This is a genomic window from Ponticaulis koreensis DSM 19734, from assembly GCF_000420665.1.
In the GTDB taxonomy this organism is placed as follows: Bacteria; Pseudomonadota; Alphaproteobacteria; order Caulobacterales; family Hyphomonadaceae; genus Ponticaulis; species Ponticaulis koreensis.
Genome location: NZ_ATVJ01000001.1, coordinates 669,409 through 688,659, shown reverse-complemented (window position 1 = coordinate 688,659; position 19,251 = coordinate 669,409). Strand labels below are relative to the sequence as shown.

19 protein-coding genes are annotated in these 19,251 nt (G+C 55.4%); 15 read left to right on the top strand and 4 right to left on the bottom strand.

All coding sequences use genetic code 11. The annotated features are described in order from the left end of the window. Nucleotides 1-213: 213 nt before the first annotated feature. From G523_RS20595 to G523_RS0103650, 10 genes are all read left to right on the top strand, one after another. Nucleotides 214-375, top strand: a complete 162-nt coding sequence (locus G523_RS20595) for a Flp family type IVb pilin (protein WP_022693680.1) — start codon at nt 214-216, stop codon at nt 373-375. A gap of 194 nt (nt 376-569) precedes the next feature. Then, a complete protein-coding gene (locus G523_RS17815) occupies nt 570-1,097 on the top strand; it encodes an A24 family peptidase (RefSeq protein ID WP_022693679.1) in 528 nt (175 codons plus the stop codon). Between the two features lie 67 nt (nt 1,098-1,164). After that, entirely contained in the window at nt 1,165-2,004 is an 840-nt protein-coding gene (gene cpaB, locus G523_RS0103685) for a Flp pilus assembly protein CpaB (protein ID WP_022693678.1), read from the top strand. Continuing rightward, nucleotides 2,001-3,644, top strand: a complete 1,644-nt coding sequence (locus G523_RS0103680; RefSeq protein ID WP_022693677.1) for a type II and III secretion system protein family protein — start codon at nt 2,001-2,003, stop codon at nt 3,642-3,644. The genes cpaB and G523_RS0103680 overlap by 4 nt, the downstream gene beginning before the upstream one ends. Before the next feature lie 14 nt (nt 3,645-3,658). Further along, nucleotides 3,659-4,345, top strand: a complete 687-nt coding sequence (locus tag G523_RS17810) for a CpaD family pilus assembly protein (RefSeq protein ID WP_022693676.1) — start codon at nt 3,659-3,661, stop codon at nt 4,343-4,345. A gap of 21 nt (nt 4,346-4,366) precedes the next feature. Then, nucleotides 4,367-5,806, top strand: coding sequence for an AAA family ATPase (locus G523_RS0103670; RefSeq protein WP_022693675.1), 1,440 nt, complete (start codon nt 4,367-4,369; stop codon nt 5,804-5,806). A gap of 9 nt (nt 5,807-5,815) precedes the next feature. After that, nucleotides 5,816-7,303 (top strand): CpaF family protein, encoded by a 1,488-nt coding sequence (locus G523_RS0103665; RefSeq protein ID WP_022693674.1) that lies wholly within the window; start codon nt 5,816-5,818, stop codon nt 7,301-7,303. 2 nt (nt 7,304-7,305) lie between these two features. Continuing rightward, the gene (locus G523_RS0103660; RefSeq protein ID WP_022693673.1) at nt 7,306-8,322 is read left to right on the top strand and encodes a type II secretion system F family protein; all 1,017 of its coding nucleotides are present in this window, start codon (nt 7,306-7,308) and stop codon (nt 8,320-8,322) included. Nucleotides 8,323-8,334: 12 nt separating this feature from the next. Beyond that, a complete protein-coding gene (locus tag G523_RS0103655) occupies nt 8,335-9,309 on the top strand; it encodes a type II secretion system F family protein (RefSeq protein ID WP_022693672.1) in 975 nt (324 codons plus the stop codon). Between the two features lie 129 nt (nt 9,310-9,438). Further along, on the top strand, nt 9,439-9,861 hold the full coding sequence (locus G523_RS0103650; RefSeq protein WP_022693671.1) for a hypothetical protein: 423 nt from the start codon (nt 9,439-9,441) through the stop codon (nt 9,859-9,861). Between the two features lie 3 nt (nt 9,862-9,864). Here G523_RS0103650 and G523_RS0103645 read toward each other — a convergent pair whose 3' ends face one another. Further along, nucleotides 9,865-10,680 carry a tetratricopeptide repeat protein gene (locus tag G523_RS0103645; RefSeq protein ID WP_022693670.1) on the bottom strand — a complete coding sequence of 272 codons (816 nt, stop codon included), beginning with the start codon at nt 10,678-10,680 and terminating at the stop codon, nt 9,865-9,867. Nucleotides 10,681-10,831: 151 nt separating this feature from the next. Here G523_RS0103645 and G523_RS0103640 point away from each other — a divergent pair, with 151 nt between their 5' ends. Continuing rightward, nucleotides 10,832-12,205, top strand: coding sequence for a leucyl aminopeptidase family protein (locus tag G523_RS0103640; protein WP_022693669.1), 1,374 nt, complete (start codon nt 10,832-10,834; stop codon nt 12,203-12,205). A gap of 70 nt (nt 12,206-12,275) precedes the next feature. On the opposite strand, the gene G523_RS0103635 is transcribed toward G523_RS0103640, so the two are convergent. From G523_RS0103635 to G523_RS0103625, 3 genes are all read right to left on the bottom strand, one after another. After that, on the bottom strand, nt 12,276-13,988 hold the full coding sequence (locus G523_RS0103635; RefSeq protein ID WP_022693668.1) for a DUF2207 domain-containing protein: 1,713 nt from the start codon (nt 13,986-13,988) through the stop codon (nt 12,276-12,278). Between the two features lie 5 nt (nt 13,989-13,993). Then, nucleotides 13,994-14,554 carry a LemA family protein gene (locus G523_RS0103630; protein WP_022693667.1) on the bottom strand — a complete coding sequence of 187 codons (561 nt, stop codon included), beginning with the start codon at nt 14,552-14,554 and terminating at the stop codon, nt 13,994-13,996. Between the two features lie 134 nt (nt 14,555-14,688). Beyond that, a complete protein-coding gene (locus G523_RS0103625; RefSeq protein ID WP_022693666.1) occupies nt 14,689-15,456 on the bottom strand; it encodes a Bax inhibitor-1/YccA family protein in 768 nt (255 codons plus the stop codon). A 188-nt stretch (nt 15,457-15,644) separates the two neighbouring features. Here G523_RS0103625 and G523_RS0103620 point away from each other — a divergent pair, with 188 nt between their 5' ends. From G523_RS0103620 to G523_RS17805, 4 genes are all read left to right on the top strand, one after another. Beyond that, complete coding sequence (locus tag G523_RS0103620) at nt 15,645-15,989, top strand: endonuclease domain-containing protein (RefSeq protein WP_022693665.1); 345 nt, start codon at nt 15,645-15,647, stop codon at nt 15,987-15,989. Nucleotides 15,990-16,203: 214 nt separating this feature from the next. After that, nucleotides 16,204-16,785 (top strand): ribosome maturation factor RimP, encoded by a 582-nt coding sequence (gene rimP / locus G523_RS0103615; RefSeq protein WP_022693664.1) that lies wholly within the window; start codon nt 16,204-16,206, stop codon nt 16,783-16,785. Further along, nucleotides 16,782-18,560 (top strand): transcription termination factor NusA, encoded by a 1,779-nt coding sequence (gene nusA, locus G523_RS0103610; RefSeq protein ID WP_022693663.1) that lies wholly within the window; start codon nt 16,782-16,784, stop codon nt 18,558-18,560. The genes rimP and nusA overlap by 4 nt, the downstream gene beginning before the upstream one ends. Further along, a complete protein-coding gene (locus G523_RS17805) occupies nt 18,538-19,233 on the top strand; it encodes an RNA-binding protein (RefSeq protein WP_022693662.1) in 696 nt (231 codons plus the stop codon). Before nusA ends, G523_RS17805 begins: the two co-directional genes overlap by 23 nt. Nucleotides 19,234-19,251: the final 18 nt, after the last annotated feature.

The following is a 19,251-nucleotide window of genomic DNA, read 5'->3' as shown; positions in this document are numbered from 1 at the left end:
CGGAGAGCATTGACCGAATACTAACAGAATGAGTGGGATGCATCGCAAAGGCGGTCATTCGGCATCTCGTTTTTATGGTAAACCAAAAGCTTAACGGACCCCTCTAAACTTTCTGGTCTGGTGAACTTGGTTTTCATCTCAATCGCATAGTCTGATTTTCGACCCGGGGACGAACACGTTGACGGGCCATCCTTGCCTATGTGGGAGATAGAAATGAAAAACATCGTACGTTTTCTTAAAGACAAATCTGGTGCAACTGCAATTGAGTATGGCCTGATCGCTGCGCTCATCGCTGTTGCTGTTATTTCTGGCGTTACCGCTCTCGGTACAAACGCTGGTACAACATTCAGCACAGTTGCTGCTGAAATGGCTTAATAGCCAACCAGTCAAATTTGCGAGTATCGCAGGTTTACAGGAAACCGTCGGGCATCTCGCCCGGCGGTTTTTTGCTGCGCGCAATTCCGCCCAAACTGAACATGGCTAAGAGGCGCAGCGAACTCGAATGAAAGCCTCAACAATTCATTCAGTAATTCTTGTCACCTTATTCTTTGAAACGACAGGGATAGGACATGTTGGCTTCGGTATTAATCGCGCTTTTTCTTGCGGGACTTATCTTTGGTGCGCTGCACGATGTAGCGAACATGACCATTCCAAACTGGCTCTCAATTGCTTTTGCAGTTCTTTTTCCGGTGGGATCGTTAATTCTCGGCGTGCCTCTGGTAACAATTGGCTGGCATATACTTGCCGGTTTTATTGCTCTCCTCATCTGCTTTGGCCTGTTTTCGATCGGTGTGTTCGGTGGGGGTGACGCGAAACTCATCCCCGCAGTGATGGTCTGGGTCGGACCGGCTGGTGCTATGGCCTTTGTCTATGGGCTCGCGCTCACGGGCGGTCTGCTTGCAATTCTGATTCTTATGTCGCGCCGTTTTGTACCGTCTCACGCGGTTCCAGGCTTTCTGCAGCGGTCCGTCGTCGAAGGTCCTGGCATTCCATATGCCGTAGCTATTGCATTCGGCGGCGTCTGGGCAATCCCGGCCAGCCCGGTTCTGTTTCAAATTTTCAGTGCCTCGGCGCTCAATTCGTTAACCATGCTTTAGCTGCATTGTGTTCTTTTTGGTGAAGTTTTCGGGAAATTGCCCGTAAGGAGTGGTCTCTGTGTCCTTAATGCGAATTCTGATTTTGGTTGTGGCAGGCGGCGCTGCGCTCGTCGCTGCAATGCTCGTTCGTGGGATGGGACAGCAGGAAGCTCCGCCTCAGATTGTGCAGGTTGTCGAACAGCTGGCAGAGCCTGAGCCACAAATTCCGCTGACACAAATCCTGATCGCATCACGTGACATGCCACTCGGTCATCGTATCGCACCTAACGATCTGACCTGGCAGGACTGGCCGGAAGCACACCTAAACGACACATATTTCGTCGCTGAAATGTCGCCGGATGCAATTACAGAGCTAGCAGGCTCTATAGTGCGCACACCGATTTACTCCGGTGAGCCGATGATCGAGCGCAAAATCGTTCGGCCGGGTGAAAATGGTTTTATGGCTGCGATCCTGAATGATGGTATGCGCGCTGTTGCTGTTGAGATTTCGGTCGAGACAGCTGCCGGTGGCTTTATTCTTCCGAATGACCGTGTTGATGTCATTCTGACTTACGACATTGAGGTCGCCGAAGGCGATATTCTTATAGAGCGCCCATCCACGCAGACTGTTCTTCAGAACGTACGCGTCCTCGCGATCGACCAGAACTTTGCTGAAACCGAAGATGAAAGCGTTGTGGTCGGCACGACGGCAACGCTCGAACTTGAACCGCGCCACGCCGAGGTCCTCATGCTGGCAACCCGTATGGGCGATATCTCGCTCACCCTTCGCGGTGTCGCTGAAGCACAGCGATCAGGCCAGACCGTGGTCGCGACCAGTAATATCGAAGCCGCAGAGGACGCCTCCGGCAGTGTCCGAATATACCGAAGCGGCAATACCGAGCACATGAATATCGGGGGCTCTCAATGATCGGGAAGTCTATCTGGCCTGCACTCGCGGGCCTCATCGCCATCAGCCTTCCACTTGTGCCGCCCGCTGCGGCACAAAACGTCGTTCAGGTAAACATCTCGCAGTCTGGTGCTAATCCGGTAACGCGTGATCTCCTCCTGCCGATGAACAAATCGTCTGTTGTGGAACTGTCCATCCCTGCCGCTGATGTCATCATCACAAATCCGGATATTGCTGACGCAGTGGTGCGCACACCGCAGCGTGTGATTTTCCGCGGCGTGAGTACAGGCGAAACGAACGCCTTCTTCTTTGATATTCACGGTAACCAGCTTCTGGACCTGCAAATCCGCGTCGAGCAGGACCTCTCCGGTCTTGCTGACCTTTATGCGCGACTGCTTCCGAACGCTGCGATCACCGCTGAAGCCTCTAATGGCGCGATCATTCTGACCGGCCGCGTATCAAGCCTGTCTGAGGCGCAGCGCGCTGTTGAGCTTGCGCAGAACTTTATCGTTCAGTCGCCAGCGGGCGGTGCAGCGGCTGCAGGCGGTGAGGGCGGCATGATGATGTCGTCTGGTGACACCGGCGGCCAGGTCATCAACCTTCTTAACATCGACGCCAATGATCAGGTTATGCTGCAGGTCCGCATTGTCGAGATGCAGCGCACGCTGACCCGCCAGATCGGTGTGAACCTCAACAGCACGCACAATTATGGCGACTATGTTGATCCGGTTCAGACATGGCTGCGCGATAGCAGTGGCAATCTCATTCTTGATACGGCAGGCAACCCGATCGGCGATACTGTCTATGACGGCTATTTCACCGGTGGTTCGTCTACCTCTACCAGCAACGCGTTTAACGTGGCCGGTCGCGCGCTTGGCGGTCTAGCGATGGCGGGTAGCCTTGCAAATTTTGTTGGCCCGCGTGGCTCCGAAGTTCTGCAGAACTCTATTGGTGCAAACATTCAGGCGCTTGAGCGTATTGGCCTCGTGCGTACGCTGGCAGAGCCGAACCTGACTGCGATTTCCGGCGAATCTGCACGCTTCCTTGCGGGTGGTGAGTATCCGGTTCCGGTTGGTCAGGACGAAACAGGTAACGTACAGCTCGAATTCAAACCGTTCGGTGTTGGCCTCGCCTTCACACCGGTTGTCCTCTCCGAGGGCCGTATTTCGCTTCGCATTTCTACAGAAGTTTCTGAGCTGACACAGGAAGGTGCGTTTGCGCCGCAATCTGTCGCCGGTACGGATGCGAACGGCAATGTCACAACAGTCCAGACGATCAACATTCCAGCGCTTAGCGTTCGCCGCGCGGAAACAACTGTCGAGCTTCCATCCGGTGGCTCAACCGTGATTGCGGGCCTCATTCAGGAAGAAACCAAGCAGTCCATGGACTCGCTTCCTGGCATTAACAACATTCCGGTTCTCGGCGCGCTCTTCCGTTCGCGCGACTTCCAGAATGACGAGACCGAACTGGTCGTGATCGTGACGCCTTATCTGGTCGACCCGACTGATCCGAACCGCTTGCGTACGCCTGATGAAGGTTATTCAACGGCTGGTCCGGCTGCGGGCTTCTTCCTTGGCCGACTTAACGACGTTTACTCCGTCCCTGGCGCTTCTGTTGAAGGTGAAAACTTCGACGCGCCGGTCGGGTTCATCATCGAGTGATTGGAGACATAAAGATGCGATTTTCACATTATCTCATCGGCGCTGCCGCCCTCTCCGCACTCGCTGGATGTGCGACGTATGACCCGATCGTTACGGTTTCCGGCACGAACGGCCGCTATAACCATGATATTGAAGTGGTCGAGGACACTGAAGTGCTCGAGCTTCAGGCCTATTCCGGCCAGCATGGCATTCCGCAATACCGTCAGGGCGATGTTCGCTATTTCCTGTCTGAATATGCGCGCCGCGGTCGCCGTCATGGCCCGCTGGTCGTATCCGTGCCGCAGGGCAGCCCGCATGCATCAAGCTATGAGGCGAGCGTGAACCAGATGCTGAATCTCGCGGCTGAGTACAATATCCGCGACATTGAGCGCAGCGACTACAATTCCAACGGGTCTCCGGAAGCGCCAATGGTGCTCGCGTTCACCGCGTACCGTGCGATTGCGCCGGATTGTCCTTCACTTGCAACGCTGAACCTTGCGGCGACGAGTTCGAATGATCCGCACCCGTCATTTGGCTGCTCTATGCGGGCAAATCTCGCGGCAATGGTTTCTGATCCGGCAGACCTTCTCGGTGCGCGCCGGTCCGATCCGGCAGATACGCTGCGCCGGATTGAGGTGCTGGATCTTTATCGTGCTGGCCAGAGCACGGCAACAGAGCGGTCTGATAGCGAAAGCGGCGCTGTCAGCACGGCTGTGGAATAGGGTTTAGGTGAGGATCGGTTGATGTCTAACAAAAGCAATCTTATCGACGATTTTGACTTTGACGATGATTTCGGCGCTGATGACAGCTTCGTCCCGGATAAGAGCTATGGTGGAAGCTCCGACTTCGGCGATGACTTCGGTGGCGACGATATGGGCTTTGAGCCTGCTTCTGCGTCTCCGGCGCCAGCGTCTGATGACGACGAGTATCGCGCGACAGTTTCTGTCGACACCGGGCCATCTACATTTACTGATGAAGGCCTGACTGGGAACATCACAGTTCCCCGCATCTCGATCCATGCCTTCTGCGAACGTGCCGGTACTGCCAAAACGATTGATGCAGCCTCTCGTGACCGCCGCCTTGCGAAAGTCCATCTCGAAGTTGAAGACGGCGGCCTCGCGCGCGCAATTCAGGTCTATCAGGAACAGTCTACGCCTGACCTTCTGATCGTAGAATCCAGCCTTCCAGCCCGTGAGATGCTGGCCCAGATCGATGCGCTTGCAGAGCTTTGCGATCCGAATATTCGCGTGCTCGTAATCGGCGCGATGAATGATGTTCAGCTTTATCGCCAGCTTGTTGCGCGCGGCGTGAGCGAATATCTCGTCCCGCCATTCCAGCCAACACAGCTGATCCAGTCGATTTCTGCGCTGTATGTCGATCCGGAGCGTCCGTTCATGGGCCGCTCGGTTGCGGTTGTCGGCGCAAAAGGCGGCGTTGGCTCTTCTACCATCGCACACAATCTTGCATGGTCGATTTCAGAGAACATCCAGATCAACACGTCACTTGTTGACCTCGATCTTTCTTGGGGCACGACAGCGCTCGACTTCAACCAGGAAGGCAATCAGACGATTGTCGATGCGCTTGGCGACCCTGACCGCGTCGATGACACGGTTCTCGACCGCCTGCTGACAAAAGCGACAGAGCGACTTTCTCTCTTCACCGCGCCGTCTTCTCTCAATTCGGACTTCGATTTCGACGAAGAGGCATATGATGAGGTGATCGACCGCGTTCGCCGCAATGTGCCGTTCGTCGTGCTCGACATGCCACATATCTGGTCTGACTGGAGCCGTTCGACCATGACGAACGCAGATGACGTTGTCGTGGTCTGCCAGCCGGACCTCGCATCGCTGCGCAATGGTAAGAACATTGTCGACTTCCTGAAAAACGCACGCAGCAATGATGCGCCGCCAAAAGTTGTTCTCAACATGGTTGGCGTACCGAAGCGTCCGGAAATTCCGGTGAAGGATTTTGCCGCTGCGATTGGTGTCGAGCCAAGCCTCGTTCTGCCGTTTGAGCCTAACCTGTTCGGTCAGGCGTCCAATAACGGTCAGATGATCTCCGAGACGGACCCGACATCGAAATCGTCTGTTGGCATCGACCATCTGGCGGGTCTTCTCACTGGCCGTACGGTCGTGGAACAGCAGGTCAGCCTGCTCAAAAAACTCATCAAGCTTGGAAAATAGGCGGACTGAATGTTCGGGAAACGCACTGACGGACCAACAAAGGCAAAACCGGCTGCGGCGCCAGTCGCACCTCCGCCACCTGAAAAGGTGAAGCCGGTTGCCAAGGCGCCTGAGCCGCCGCGTGCCAAACAGCGCGTCGAGACTAAAGCAGCGCCAAAGCCCGAACCGAAGCAAAAGCCTAAAAAAACCAAAGAAGCGGTCGCCAAGATTGATGACCGCTCTGACGAGTATTACCGCGTCAAAACCATGGTGTTTAACGCGCTGATCGACACAATCGATCTCGCGCAGCTCGCCCAGCTGGATGCAGACAGCGCGCGCGAAGAAATTCGTGACATCGTCGTCGAGATCATTTCTATCAAGAATGTCGTTATGTCGATTGCCGAGCAGGAAAGCCTGCTCGAAGACATTTGTAACGATGTTCTGGGTTATGGTCCGCTCGAGCCTCTGCTCGCGCGTGATGATATTGCCGATATTATGGTGAACGGTGCCGGCACGACCTATATCGAGGTCGACGGCCGTATCGAGCGCACAAATATCCGCTTCCGCGATAACGCCCAGCTGATGAATATCTGTCAGCGTATCGTTTCCCAGGTCGGCCGCCGCGTCGACGAAAGCTCCCCGATTTGTGACGCGCGTCTTCTGGACGGCTCGCGTGTGAACGTTATCGCCCCGCCACTGGCGCTGGATGGCCCTACGCTCACCATTCGTAAGTTCAAGAAGGACAAGCTCAAGCTCGAGAACCTGGTTAATTTCGGGTCGGTCTCTGAAGCTGGTGCTGAAATCCTGCGTATTATCGGCGCTTGCCGCTGTAACGTCCTGATCTCGGGCGGTACCGGTTCTGGTAAGACGACGCTTCTCAACTCACTCACGGCGTTTATCGAGCCGGGCGAGCGCGTAATCACCTGTGAGGACGCGGCCGAGCTTCAGCTTCAGCAGCCGCACGTGGTGCGTCTCGAGACACGTCCGCCAAACCTTGAAGGTACAGGCGCTGTTACCATGCGCGATCTGGTAAAGAACTGTCTGCGTATGCGTCCTGACCGCATCATTGTGGGCGAGGTGCGTGGCCCGGAGGCGTTTGACCTCCTGCAAGCCATGAACACAGGTCACGACGGTTCAATGGGTACGCTCCACGCCAACACCCCGCGTGAGGCGCTGTCTCGTGTGGAATCCATGATTACGATGGGTGGCTTCTCGCTGCCTGCGAAAACCATTCGTGAGATGATTGTCGGTTCGATTGACGTTGTGGTTCAGGCGTCCCGTCTGCGCGACGGTTCACGTAAAATCATCTCCATCACTGAAGTCATGGGCCTTGAGGGCGAGGTTATCGTGACTCAGGACATCATGAAGTTCGAAGTTGATGGCGAAGATGCTGACGGCAAGATCAAAGGGGCTCACCGTGGTCTTGGTGTTGGTCGCCCACGCTTCTGGGATCGTGCGCGTTATTACAACATGGAGCGCGAACTGGCAGACGCACTTGATGCGCTTGAGGGCAGCTGATCATGGATACACAAACCATCATCATCGCGGCGCTCGCCTTTTTCGCCATTGCAGGCGTCGGCTTTGCCTTCTCCGGCGGACAGGATTCCGGCAAGGCAAGCAAACGCGCGAAAGCGATTGCGTCGACCGGCCGTGTGGATGGCAAAGCCAATGACCCTCTCGCCGCGCGTCGTCGCCAGACGCAGGACATGCTCAAAAACCTGCGTGAAGGCGAGCAGAAGAAAAAGAAATCTCTCGTTCCGCAGGATATTGGTTCCCGCCTGAAACAGGCTGGCCTCGATATGAATGCGACGACATTCTATCTCGGTTCTCTGGGTGTCGGAGTAGGTCTGGGTGCACTCGGTTTCATTCTCGCACCTGCCAGCGTCACCACGACATTTCTGGGTGAAGGCGCGCGTGTTCTGATCGCCGCGCTGTTCGGTTTTGCAGGCTTTCTTGGTCTGCCGCGCTGGGTGCTCGGCTTCATGATCGCCGGTCGCCACAAGAAGATCACCAACCAGTTTGCTGACGCGCTTGATATCATCGTTCGTGGTGTGAAATCCGGTCTGCCGCTCAATGAGTGTCTGCGCATTATTGCCGTAGAAAGTCCTGAGCCGCTGCGGTCTGAATTCAAACAGATCACAGATGGCCTCTCCATGGGTCAGTCTATCTCTCAGGCGCTCGATAAGTTTTACCGCCGCGTCCCGCTGCAGGAAGTCAACTTCTTTAACATCGTTCTGGGCATTCAGGCGCAGACGGGTGGTAACTTGTCGGAAGCGCTGAACAACCTCTCCGTAGTAATCCGCTCGCGTAAAATGCTGCGTGAGAAGATTAAGGCCCTCTCATCCGAGGCGAAAGCCTCCGCGATGATCATTGGCTGTCTTCCGATTGCCGTGATGGTACTCGTCTACATTACAACACCAGCTTACATGATGGAATTGTTCCTGAAGCCTATGGGTAACCTGATCCTTCTGATCGGCGTTGGCCTGATGGGGCTCGGCATTTACGTCATGAAGCGCATGATCAACTTCGACTTCTAAAAGGCCGGCGTTATGGAACTGACCGACATTGCAGAATACGTCACAGACCCGGGCATGCTGGCCGCGGTGTTCGCAGCCGTTGCATGTTTTGCCACGATCCTGACGATTGCCCTGCCTGCCTTTCAGAGTGACAAGTTGGAAACACGTTTGCAGGCAGTTACGAACCGACGCGAACAGTTAAGACGTCAGAGCCGTGCGCAGCTCGAACAAAAAGGTCTGAAGCAGAATCAGGGCTCGGGCTTCATGAAGGATACAGTGGACAAGCTGGACCTTCAAAAGCTTCTCGAAGACCCGAACGTTAAGGATAAAATGGTTCAGGCGGGTCTGCGTGGCGGTGGTCCGCTCGCAACCTTCTACTTCTTCCGCTTTGCGCTGCCATTTGCATTTGCCGGTGCAGCTTTCTTCTATGTGTTTGTGCTCGGTATGGTTCAGGCCGCGCCGCAAATGCGTATCGCGATTGTCGTGTTTGCGGCTGCTGCGGGCTTCTACGCGCCAAACCTTTACCTTTCCAATCTTGCCAAGAAGCGTCAGGCTTCCATTATGCGCGCCTTTCCGGATGCGCTCGATATGATGCTGATCTGCGTGGAAGCGGGTATGTCCATTGAGATGGCGTTTGACCGTGTGGGTGGTGAAATCGGTGCGGCATCGACCGAGCTTGCCGAAGAGCTGAAGCTGACGAACGCAGAGCTTTCCTATCTGGCTGATCGCCGTGAGGCCTATGACAACCTTGCCAAACGGACGAACCATCCGGGGGTGAAAGCCGTGTGTATGGCGCTCGCTCAGGCTGAACGCTACGGTACGCCGCTCGGTTCGTCCCTGCGAGTCATGGCGAAAGAAAACCGCGATCTGCGTATCGCTGAAGCAGAAAAGAAAGCGGCGGCGCTTCCAGCCAAGCTGACGGTTCCGATGATCGTTTTCTTCCTGCCGGTGCTCTTCCTTGTAATCCTCGGCCCCGCCTACATCAAATTCACCGAAATGGAGCAGTAGGGCTCTACGCCCTTACTGTTTTGGTAAAGACGCCGGTTAAAATTTGAACCTGTGCTATAAAGGTTTGTCCGCGTTTTTCCTTTATTTTCAGCAACGGTCTGCAATGCAAATTGCTGGAAGGGCGCATACTTGGAAAAATTCACTTCCCACCTTCGTGCTGTGTACGGGATTTTCGCGACCGGCGTGATGGCTATCTTTCTGCAGGCGGCTGCCTACAGTCATAGCCTCTGGCTGGGGGATCGTACCTTCATGATTGGTCTGACCGCACTTACCGTTTCTGCAGCGCTTTACGCCTGTTCAAGGTTTGAGCGCGTTGCGATGGCGAGCCTGATTTCCATGGTGGCCTCTTTTGCGGCGCTTGCGCCATATACCAGCTTTAACTGGCTGATCCGTAACATGTATTACGACCTGCAAATCCCGTTTTCAGATCCGACAATTCGCGGACCGTTCGTGACTTATGTCATTATTCCGATGGTTGTGCTGGCGATCACGATTCCGCCTGTCGGTCGCTTCTTTCGAAAAGACCGCAGACTGCCTGAAAGCGTCATTTAGAGCTTATTCGTCCGTCGTGCCGCGAAGTGTAGAATAGTTGCGTTGGCGCGGTGTGAGCATGGCGCGGAAATAATCGATATTGGCGTCGACCAGTTCGTCCGGCAAATCTGCAGCACCGACATCGCGGGCCTCATCGAATTTACCCTGAATACTCAGAACAAGTGCCAAATTCTGGCGTTCGCGCGCACCGGCCTCCGGCTGAACAACCGCGCGGCGCAGATAGATTTCAGCTTCTTCGGGATTGCCTGTCAGCGCGAGTGACAGCCCCAGGTTAGACAAAGCAGCAGCCGAATTCGGATCACGTTCCAGAACGCGGCGATAGGTGTTTTGTGCTTCACGGTGGCGGCCTGTCTGGTCATAGGCAACGCCTAACGCGACCGGAATGGAGAGATCATCCGGCGCGGCAACCATAGCGCGGCGCAGAATGTTCACCGAGCCGTTGGCATCGCCGCTGGTCAGAAGCGATTTACCCAGATGAGACAGAAGCTCTGCATTGTTCGGCGCCATAGCGAGCGCCTGAGAGGCGACTTCCTGCGCGCGCTGTTCGCTGCCAATAGCGCGAAGCGCGCCGACAAATTCAACAGCCGCTTCCATATCGCCAGGGCTGCGCTCAAACTCCATGCCCCAGAATGTCGCTTGAGTGATCGGGTCCTGATTGCGGATGGCGTCACGCTCTTCGGCTGTTGCCGGCAGAAGGCTCTCATTGGCAACGGACTCGCGATAGGCGAGCTCTTCGTCGGTCGGACCGTGCGCACAGGCGGCAAGTGCGGTGGCGCAGAGAAGAGAGAGGACTGCACGTGAGTTCTTTACGGCAAACATAGCGGACTCCAGGGAATCTAATTCCGTAAAAATCGACGATTTGCGTCAAGGATTGGTTAAGACCTGTTGATTTCTGCGCTCTTTCCCGGCCTCACGGATTGGAAGAGGGCGCGGCGCCCCTTAGATTGAGTGAGAATCAAGGGAGCCATTTATGCCGACAGCTTACTTCACCACCTCACACGCCGCCCCGATCCCTGTCGATCTCGTGACGAGTGACATTCTGGAAGATTATCTGTCGGCGCAGTCTGAATATGCGCGCGCGGTTCTGAACGCTGAAGGGTTTAAGGCTGCAGCGGGCAGTCTGGTTCGCCTGCCTGATATGACCGGCAATCTCTCCCGCATCGCCTTCGGCATGGGCGATGGTAAGGCGCCTCTGGGTGTGGCGGCGCTTTCTTCGGCTCTGAAAGGTGGCACATACCGGTTCGACTTCATCGCTGATGGTCTTGAAAAATCCGTGCTTCATGTCGGCTGGGCAGATGGCGCGTATAAATTCGATCGCTACAAAGCCCGTTCGGCTGACGCGCCCGTGCTGGTCATTCCGGATGCCGGTGAACTGGATTCAGCCGTGAAATTTGCAGACAGCATCGAGCTGCTTCGTAATCTGGTGAACACACCGGCGCAGGATCTGTCGCCGTCTATTCTTCAGGCCGAGATCGCGAGCCTTGCAGAAGAGTTTGGCGCCGAGCTTAAATCTGTGGTCGGTGACGAGCTTCTGGAGCAGAATTATCCGATGATCCATGCGGTCGGCCGCGCCGCCGATGATGAGCCGCGTTTTATGGAGCTGACATGGGGTGATGCGTCCAAGCCGAAGCTGGCAATCGTTGGTAAGGGCATCACGTTTGATACCGGCGGTCTCGATCTGAAAACCGGCGGCTATATGCGCCTCATGAAAAAAGATATGGGCGGCTCTGCGCATGCGATTGCACTTGCGCGTCTGGTTATGGCGCACGGCCTGCCGGTCAATCTGAAGCTCTGTATTCCGGCTGCTGAAAACGCGATTGGTGCCGGCGCCTTCCGTCCGGGCGACGTGCTGGATTCACGTAAAGGTCTGACCGTAGAGATCGACAATACTGACGCGGAAGGTCGCCTCGTTCTGGCCGATGCGCTCACCCGTGCGCAGGAAGAGGGCGAACCTGACCTGCTGATCGACTTTGCAACGCTCACAGGCGCTGCGCGCGTCGCGATGGGCCCTGAAGTTGCACCATTCTACACAGATGATGATGCGCTGGCTGCCAGCATTGCTGATGCCTCCTCAGCGGTGGCAGACCCTGCATGGCGTATGCCGCTCTGGATGCCGTATGAGAGCATGCTATCAAGCGATATTGCCGACTGCCAGAACTCTGCCAAAGGCCCGATGGGCGGCTCCATCACAGCTGGCCTGTTCCTGAAGAAATTCGTGGATGCGCCAAGCTGGGTGCATTGGGATGTCTGGGCATGGCGTCACGCTAAGTTCGGCAATCCGGAAGGCGCTGCGGCGCAAGGCCTTCGCGCCATGTTCGAGGTTTTGAAGACGCGCTATAGCTGATCTTTGGGTGGCTGTGGCGGCCTTGAGTTCGTCCCGAGTTCGTCATCAAAGACGAACGGGAGCGAATGGCTTACCAGCCGCCTCCGCCGCCACCACCGCCGCCGCCGCCGGAAAACCCGCCACCACCACCGCCAGAGCTGGAGGATGGTTGAACGGATGCAGTTGCGACGCCTGAACTGATCGAGCTTTCCATGGCCCGGTTCATGGAATGGAGTGAGTGACCCATCATGTGGCCGGTATACCAACCTGGATTATAATTCCGGGCTTCTTCCGGCAGTACGTCTTCAAAGTATTTCGTCCATGGCTTTTCGACATCAAGCGCGATGGCATAGGGCAATAGCTCTTCATAGCGGGCTTTGGACATGGGCGGCAGACGGTCGCCATGCGGGTCGACAGAGTTCATCTGCGCCTTTTCAGCCTTCTCCATATAGAGCTTCAGACCGGCGATTTCAGAACGTGCTTTCTCACCCTTTCTTGTCTGGGCGGGCATGAGATACATGAAGACCAGATTGACGATAATCAGGCCGGCAATTGCTACTGCATGCCAGATGGTCCAATTGATCGTGACCGCGAGCGCGATGCCAATCGCGACAAGGCTGGCCACCATGGAAAACAGCACATAACCGGTGTTCCATTTGAAATACGGATTGCCGTAATCCTTTGACACGGTGGTTTTGAAGTCCTGATACGCGGTCGCAAAACCGGAGTCATATTCCTTGCCAATGGTCTTGCTGCCAGACGTGCCCATCAGCTTATTGAGAAGCCCGCGCTGGTAAGGCGCTATGTCTGGCAGAGGACCTTCAGCGTCTGCATCCTTGCGCGTGAACGTCACTTCTTTTTTGTCGGAATCGATCTCCAGATAGCCTTTTCCGCCCAGGTCCATCAGGCTCGCGGTGAAGGCTTTATTGCCCTTAAAGCTGCGGTGATAAACGTAGTGTGCGGCGGCGGGAGAAATGCCTTTTGGCGGGTGGTAATGCGGGAAGACCGGCAGGCGGGACGCATCTCGTCCGACACGCTGCCAGGATTGATAATAGAAAAAGACCACCCCGAAAAGAGACGCGGCCAGAAGCACGAGGCCAAGCCAGAGCTGCTGCCAGAGGTCAAACTTGTCTGCCGCCGATGGCGGATCGATCAGGCCTTTGTCGAAGGATACCGATATGGTGAAGCCTTCCTGACGACGCAGAGCGCGGGTAATGCGCGCCTCAACCGTGTTGTCCAGAATTTCTGCGCGGGCATCGCTCTGTGTCGATCCAAGCCGACCTGTATAAAGGCTGACATCCTGAAAGCTTACCCCGTCCGGAAAGCGTGCGGTCACGCTCGCCTTATCAATCGGGAAATCCCAGTAAGAGCCGGTGACGTTCCAGTATAGCTCGTCAAAGCTTTCATTATAGCGGACTTGATTTCTGACGAGATAACGAATTTCGTAAGTATGCGTCACACCGCGCGGCAGATAAACATCCGGATCGCCTATGCGGATGTAATAGGCATTGTCTTCGCTGTAAGTTTCGTAGGGCTCTTCCCGGCCGTTTCGCGTGACCGACATGACATCATAGCGATACTCGAACCGGTGATTTTCCTCATCGCCGAAATAGCGCGGCAGGGCGCGGAAGATACCGCGCTGGATGGACTGGCCCATCGCAGTAACCGCAATGCTTTCGGAGACAACAAAATCGCCATCTGTACGGACTTCGATATCTACGTCAAAATCGTGGATCCGTTCCTGCGCGAAGCCCGGAAGCGTGAAAAACAGCGCGGTAAGGCTGATCAGAAAGGCGCGGACCATAGGGCTTATCCGTTCAGAGAGATATTCGGGTTCAGGCGGTCGACCTCTTCGATCTCGAAGAACTCACGTGGGCCGAAGTTGAAAATGCCTGCGAAAATGTTGGACGGGAAGCTTTCGCGCGCCGTGTTATAGTCACGCACTGCACCGTTGAAGAATCGACGGGCATAGGAAATCTCGTCCTCGGTTTTAGAAAGCTCTTTTTGTAGAGAGAGGAACTGTTCATTGGCTTTCAGGTCCGGATAGGCCTCCGCCAGCGCAAACAGGCGAGTCAGTCCCTGACTGATCTCGCTCTCGCCGGCCTGACGTTCTGCGGTTGGTTCGTCCGGAGCGGTGAGGACACGGTTGCGTGTCTCGATAATCTCTTCCAGCGTGCCGCGTTCATGCTCGGCATAGCCTTTCACCACCTCGACAAGGTTCGGGATGAGATCGGCGCGGCGTTTCAGCTGAACATCAATGTCAGACCAGCCATTGTCGACCATCAGCTTTTTGGCCGTCAGCGTGTTGTAGATGATGACGGTGATCGTCACGCAAAGCGCCGCCAGGCCAATAAAAATGTAGGAAATCATGTTTCGTCCCGTTCTCGCCCCATACCGGATTTGAATCTAACGCGGAGTGAGGCGTGCCGACAAGCAGTGTCTTGCGCGCAACAAAAAACCCCGGCCGTAGCCGGGGTTTGATGTTTCAGGCTTTTGCCCTGAGTTTAGTCGTCGCCACCACTCATCAGCGCCAGAATGAACTGGAACATGTTGATGAAGTTGATGTAGAGGCTCAGTGCACCGTAAGTCGTTGCAACTGACATTGCGCGCTCATTGCCGCCCAGTTCGTAATACTGGAATTTGAGGCGCTGCGTGTCGAACGCGGTCAGACCAGCAAAGATCAGCACACCACCAATTGAGATGAAGAAGCTCATCATAGAGCTTGCGATGAACATGTTGATGATCATCGCTGCGATCAGGCCAAACACGGCCATCATCAGGAAGTTACCAATTGGCGTGAGGTCACGCTTCGTTGTGTAGCCCCAGAGAGACATGCCGCCGAATGCAATCGCAGTTGTCAGGAAGGCTTTAGCCATAGTCGCCATGCCGTCTGGAATACCTGCGTACACCCAGACAAGAAGGCCCATGCCAGTACCGATCAGAGAAACGACCGACCAGTAGATGACGCTTGCGCCAACCGGAGACGGGTTCTTCATGACGAAAGCCGAGCCAAAGAGAATGGCGATCGGGCCGAAAGCTACGATGTAATACAGGATCGAAAGGCCTGTGATGTCACCAGCAGCGTTCGTCGCGAAGAACATGTTGATCAGTGAAGTGTTCGCAACAACAAAAGCGAGAATAGCCGTCCATGCGAGGCCCAGTCCCATTTTGTTGAACACGCCAAGCATGAACTTGCGCAGGCCTACATCAACCGACGCGTCCATTGTGCCGGCGGGCATCTGGCCTGCACGAGCGAAATTGAAATCGTTCATAATTCCACCTTATTAGGTCAGCCCGCACTATTGCGGATTGCCGATAATATGGAAGCCAGCATATCGTTTTGCAAGAAAAACCGGCATGCGACACGTCGAATAACCGACCTTGAGTGTTGGTCTTACGGCGTAAAGCTCTGGTCTGCAAAGTCCCTCGCCCCTTTGGGAGAGGGATTTAGGGTGAGGGGATGAGTGAACCGACGAAAAGGGCGCGAAAACTGCGAAAGGCTTCAACCTCGGCAGAGGATGCTGCCTGGCAGAAGCTCCGGCATTTTAGAAAGATTGGATATCCGGTGCGCCGCCAGCATCCGATTGGAGACTTTATCGTCGATTTCGCCATAACGTCTGTTCGGCTGGCAATCGAGCTTGACGGGGGTATTCGCAGCTTGCCCGCCGATAAAGCGAAAGATGAGACACGTGAAGCGGATTTGAAGGAACGAGGGTGGCGAATTTTGCGCATCCCCAATGATCAAGCGTTTCATCCAGAACACCTTCACCAGCTAGTGACTTCAGCGCTACAGGATTTGGATTAACCCTCATCCCAAACCCTTCTCCCTAACAGGGAGAAGGGCTTATCTGTGCATCGACATTACTTTTGCATGGAAAACAGAGGCGTTTTACGCCGCCTCACACAAATGCTCGACAAGATCATCGTTAAGCGTTATAAGAGCTTCAAATCGCTAAATAGTTGGCGGCGGCTCGGGGAAAACCGGGTCGCCGTTTTTCGTTCCTGAAAGTCAGTCAATCTTGATTACCATCAAAGGCATTGAAGAGCGCATTCTGAAATCCATCGAACCTGAAGCTGAGGCTCTGGGGCTTGAGGTGGTGCGCATTCGTATGATGGGCGGGCGTACGCCTACGCTGCAGATCATGGTCGAGAAAACCAATGGCGGAACGGACGTTGAAGACTGCGCAAAGTTCTCACGCGCCATTTCTCCCGCGCTCGACGTGCATGACTTCATTGACAATAAATACCACCTTGAAGTCTCAACACCGGGCATTGATCGCCCTCTGACGCGCGCGAAGGATTTTGCGCGCTGGGCAGGTCATCTGGCAAAAGTTGAACTTTCCATGCCAATCGATGGTCGTCGCCGTTTTCAGGGCGTGATCACGGAAGAGGCTGACGGCGTTGTGAAGCTTCAGCTCGATGATGATACCGAGCTGGAAGCAAACGTTGCCGACATGAGCAAAGCGAGCCTCGTGCTTACAGACGAGCTGATCGATCTTGCTCAGGCTCAGGGCGAGCTGACGGATGTGGAAGACGGCAGCTTCGACGAAATTGAAGAAGAGGGCGACGCGCCCGATACGGAAGAGGAAAACCAGTCATGAGCGCTATCGGCGTTTCAGCGAACCGGCTTGAAATCCTGCAGATTGCTAACGCAGTTGCAGCTGAGAAAAATATCGACCGCATGATCGTCATTGAGGCGATGGAAGAGGCGATCCAGAAAGCTGCCCGCTCGCGTTACGGTCAGGAGCACGACATTCGTGCGAAGATCGACCCGAAAACGGGTGAGCAGAAACTCTGGCGTGTTCAGACGGTTGTTGCCGACGAAGAGTTGGAAGATGAAGTCCAGCAGCTGACGCTCGATCAGGCGCGCGAAATCGATCCGGAAATCGAAATCGGTGGCGAGATTCGAGAAGAGCTTCCTCCGTTCGAGTTCGGTCGTGTCGGTGCGCAGACTGCGAAACAGGTTATTATGCAGAAGGTCCGCGACGCTGAGCGCGACCGTCAGTATGACGAATATAAAGACCGCGTCGGTGAAGTCATTAACGGCATCGTTAAGCGCGTCGAGCATGGTCACATCATTGTCGACCTTGGTCGCGCAGAAGGCATTATCCGCCGCGGCGACTCTATCCCGCGTGAGAACTATCAGAATGGCGACCGTGTTCGCGCTTACCTGTATAAGGTGAGCCGCGAGGTTAAAGGTCCGCAAATCTTCCTGTCTCGCGCGCACCCTGACTTCATGGTTGCCCTGTTCGCGCAGGAAGTACCTGAAGTTTACGAAGGCGTGATCGAAATCAAATCCTGTGCCCGTGACCCGGGTTCACGTGCGAAGATCGGTGTCTGGTCCAACGACTCCTCTATCGATCCTGTCGGTGCGTGTGTGGGTATGCGCGGCGCGCGCGTGCAGGCTGTTGTAGGCGAACTGGGCGGCGAGAAGATCGACATTATCCCATGGTCTGAAGATCCGGCGACATTCATCGTCAACGCGCTTCAGCCTGCGGAAGTCACCAAGGTTGTTCTGGACGAGGACGAGCAGCGCGTCGAAGTGGTTGTTGCGGATGCGCAATTCCCGCTCGCGATTGGCCGTCGTGGTCAGAATGTGCGTCTGGCGACACAGCTTTCAGGCTGGCAGATTGACCTGATGACAGAAACTCAGGACTCCGAGCGTTACCAGCGTGAGTTCCAGGAACGTACAGCGCTCTTCATGAAAGCGCTCGATGCGGACGAGACACTGGCGCAGCTTCTGGCAACAGAAGGCTTTGAGTCTGTCGAAGAGATTGCCTTTGTCGAGCATGACGATCTGGCGAGCATTGAAGGCTTTAACGACGAGATCGCTGAAGAGCTTCAGACACGTGCCCGCGAGTTCCTCGAGCGTCAGAACGAAGAGCTGAATGCAAAACGTCTCGAGCTTGGCGTTGATGATGCGGTTCTCGAAATGGACGGCGTATCACTGCAACTGGCTGTGATCTTTGGCGAGAACGACATCAAGACAGTTGAAGACGTTGCGGGCCTCGTGCCGGACGATCTGACTGGCTGGCGTGAGCCGGGCCCGGATGGCAAGCCTGTCTTCCAGGCGGGTCTTCTGCCTAAAGGCGACATGTCTGCTGACGAAGCTGAGCTGTTCGTGATGCGTGCGCGTCATCAGGTTGGCTGGATCGACGATGAACAACTTGCAGAGCTGGAAGCACAGTTCGTTGATGAAGACGAAGCTGAAGAAGGCGCTGTGAACGAATTTGGACTGACCGAAGAAGAGCGCGCACTCATGGCGCTTGATGATATCGGCAATGACGCTCTGGAAGAGCTGGCAGACCTTGATGAGTCTGACTTCTCAGAAGAGAGCGGTGAGGAGGGCGCCGATGAAGACGCAGATCCTCAATGAGTCCGATCCTGGCGTAGACGATAATCAGGACCTTATGGATGCTGGCCCGGCAAAGAAAGCCGGGTCACCCTTCCGCATGTGCCTCGCGACACGGGAAAAACTTCCTGCGTCGCGCATGATCCGCTTCGTGCTGTCGCCGGATGGCGAGGTCGTGCTGGATATTGCTGGAAAACTGCCGGGCCGTGGTGTCTGGGTACGTTGCGACCGCGATGCGCTTAAAGAGCTCGTCGGCTCCAAAGGCGGCTTTGCGCGCGGCTTCAAGCGTCAGGTAAAGCTGCCTGAAGATCTGATCGATCAGGTCGAAAACCAGCTCTTGCAGCGCTGTCAGTCCACTCTGGGGCTGGCAAAACGCTCGGGCGCACTTATCTTAGGATTTGATCAGGTCCGCGGCGCGCTCGAAGCGCGAGCTCCGGGCTGGCTTCTGGAGGCGTCAGATGGCGCATCAGATGGCCGACGCAAGATCATGGGCCTCGCTGCAGGCTTATGGGAAAAGGTGCGCGTCGCCTCAGGGCTGTCTTCTTCGGAATTGGGCATGGCCTTAGGCCGTGACAATGTGATACATGGTCTGCTGAAAACCGGTCGGTTCGCAGACATGTGGACAAGTGACTATCGTAGGCTGTACGAGTTTCGCCAGATCTCTGGCGACGTATGGTATTCTGGGGCGGTCGAGTAGAGAGATTTCGTGCTGGTC

Bases quoted from the DNA above. Each gene is read 5' to 3' on its own strand.
- G523_RS20595 (WP_022693680.1), top strand. From the start codon at position 214: ATGAAAAACATCGTACGTTTTCTTAAAGACAAATCTGGTGCAACTGCA.
- G523_RS17815 (WP_022693679.1), top strand. From the start codon at position 570: ATGTTGGCTTCGGTATTAATCGCGCTTTTTCTTGCGGGACTTATCTTT.
- cpaB (WP_022693678.1), top strand. From the start codon at position 1,165: ATGCGAATTCTGATTTTGGTTGTGGCAGGCGGCGCTGCGCTCGTCGCT.
- G523_RS0103680 (WP_022693677.1), top strand. From the start codon at position 2,001: ATGATCGGGAAGTCTATCTGGCCTGCACTCGCGGGCCTCATCGCCATC.
- G523_RS17810 (WP_022693676.1), top strand. From the start codon at position 3,659: ATGCGATTTTCACATTATCTCATCGGCGCTGCCGCCCTCTCCGCACTC.
- G523_RS0103670 (WP_022693675.1), top strand. From the start codon at position 4,367: ATGTCTAACAAAAGCAATCTTATCGACGATTTTGACTTTGACGATGAT.
- G523_RS0103665 (WP_022693674.1), top strand. From the start codon at position 5,816: ATGTTCGGGAAACGCACTGACGGACCAACAAAGGCAAAACCGGCTGCG.
- G523_RS0103660 (WP_022693673.1), top strand. From the start codon at position 7,306: ATGGATACACAAACCATCATCATCGCGGCGCTCGCCTTTTTCGCCATT.
- G523_RS0103655 (WP_022693672.1), top strand. From the start codon at position 8,335: ATGGAACTGACCGACATTGCAGAATACGTCACAGACCCGGGCATGCTG.
- G523_RS0103645 (WP_022693670.1), bottom strand. From the start codon at position 10,680: ATGTTTGCCGTAAAGAACTCACGTGCAGTCCTCTCTCTTCTCTGCGCC.
- G523_RS0103640 (WP_022693669.1), top strand. From the start codon at position 10,832: ATGCCGACAGCTTACTTCACCACCTCACACGCCGCCCCGATCCCTGTC.
- G523_RS0103635 (WP_022693668.1), bottom strand. From the start codon at position 13,988: ATGGTCCGCGCCTTTCTGATCAGCCTTACCGCGCTGTTTTTCACGCTT.
- G523_RS0103630 (WP_022693667.1), bottom strand. From the start codon at position 14,554: ATGATTTCCTACATTTTTATTGGCCTGGCGGCGCTTTGCGTGACGATC.
- G523_RS0103625 (WP_022693666.1), bottom strand. From the start codon at position 15,456: ATGAACGATTTCAATTTCGCTCGTGCAGGCCAGATGCCCGCCGGCACA.
- G523_RS0103620 (WP_022693665.1), top strand. From the start codon at position 15,645: ATGAGTGAACCGACGAAAAGGGCGCGAAAACTGCGAAAGGCTTCAACC.
- nusA (WP_022693663.1), top strand. From the start codon at position 16,782: ATGAGCGCTATCGGCGTTTCAGCGAACCGGCTTGAAATCCTGCAGATT.
- G523_RS17805 (WP_022693662.1), top strand. From the start codon at position 18,538: ATGAAGACGCAGATCCTCAATGAGTCCGATCCTGGCGTAGACGATAAT.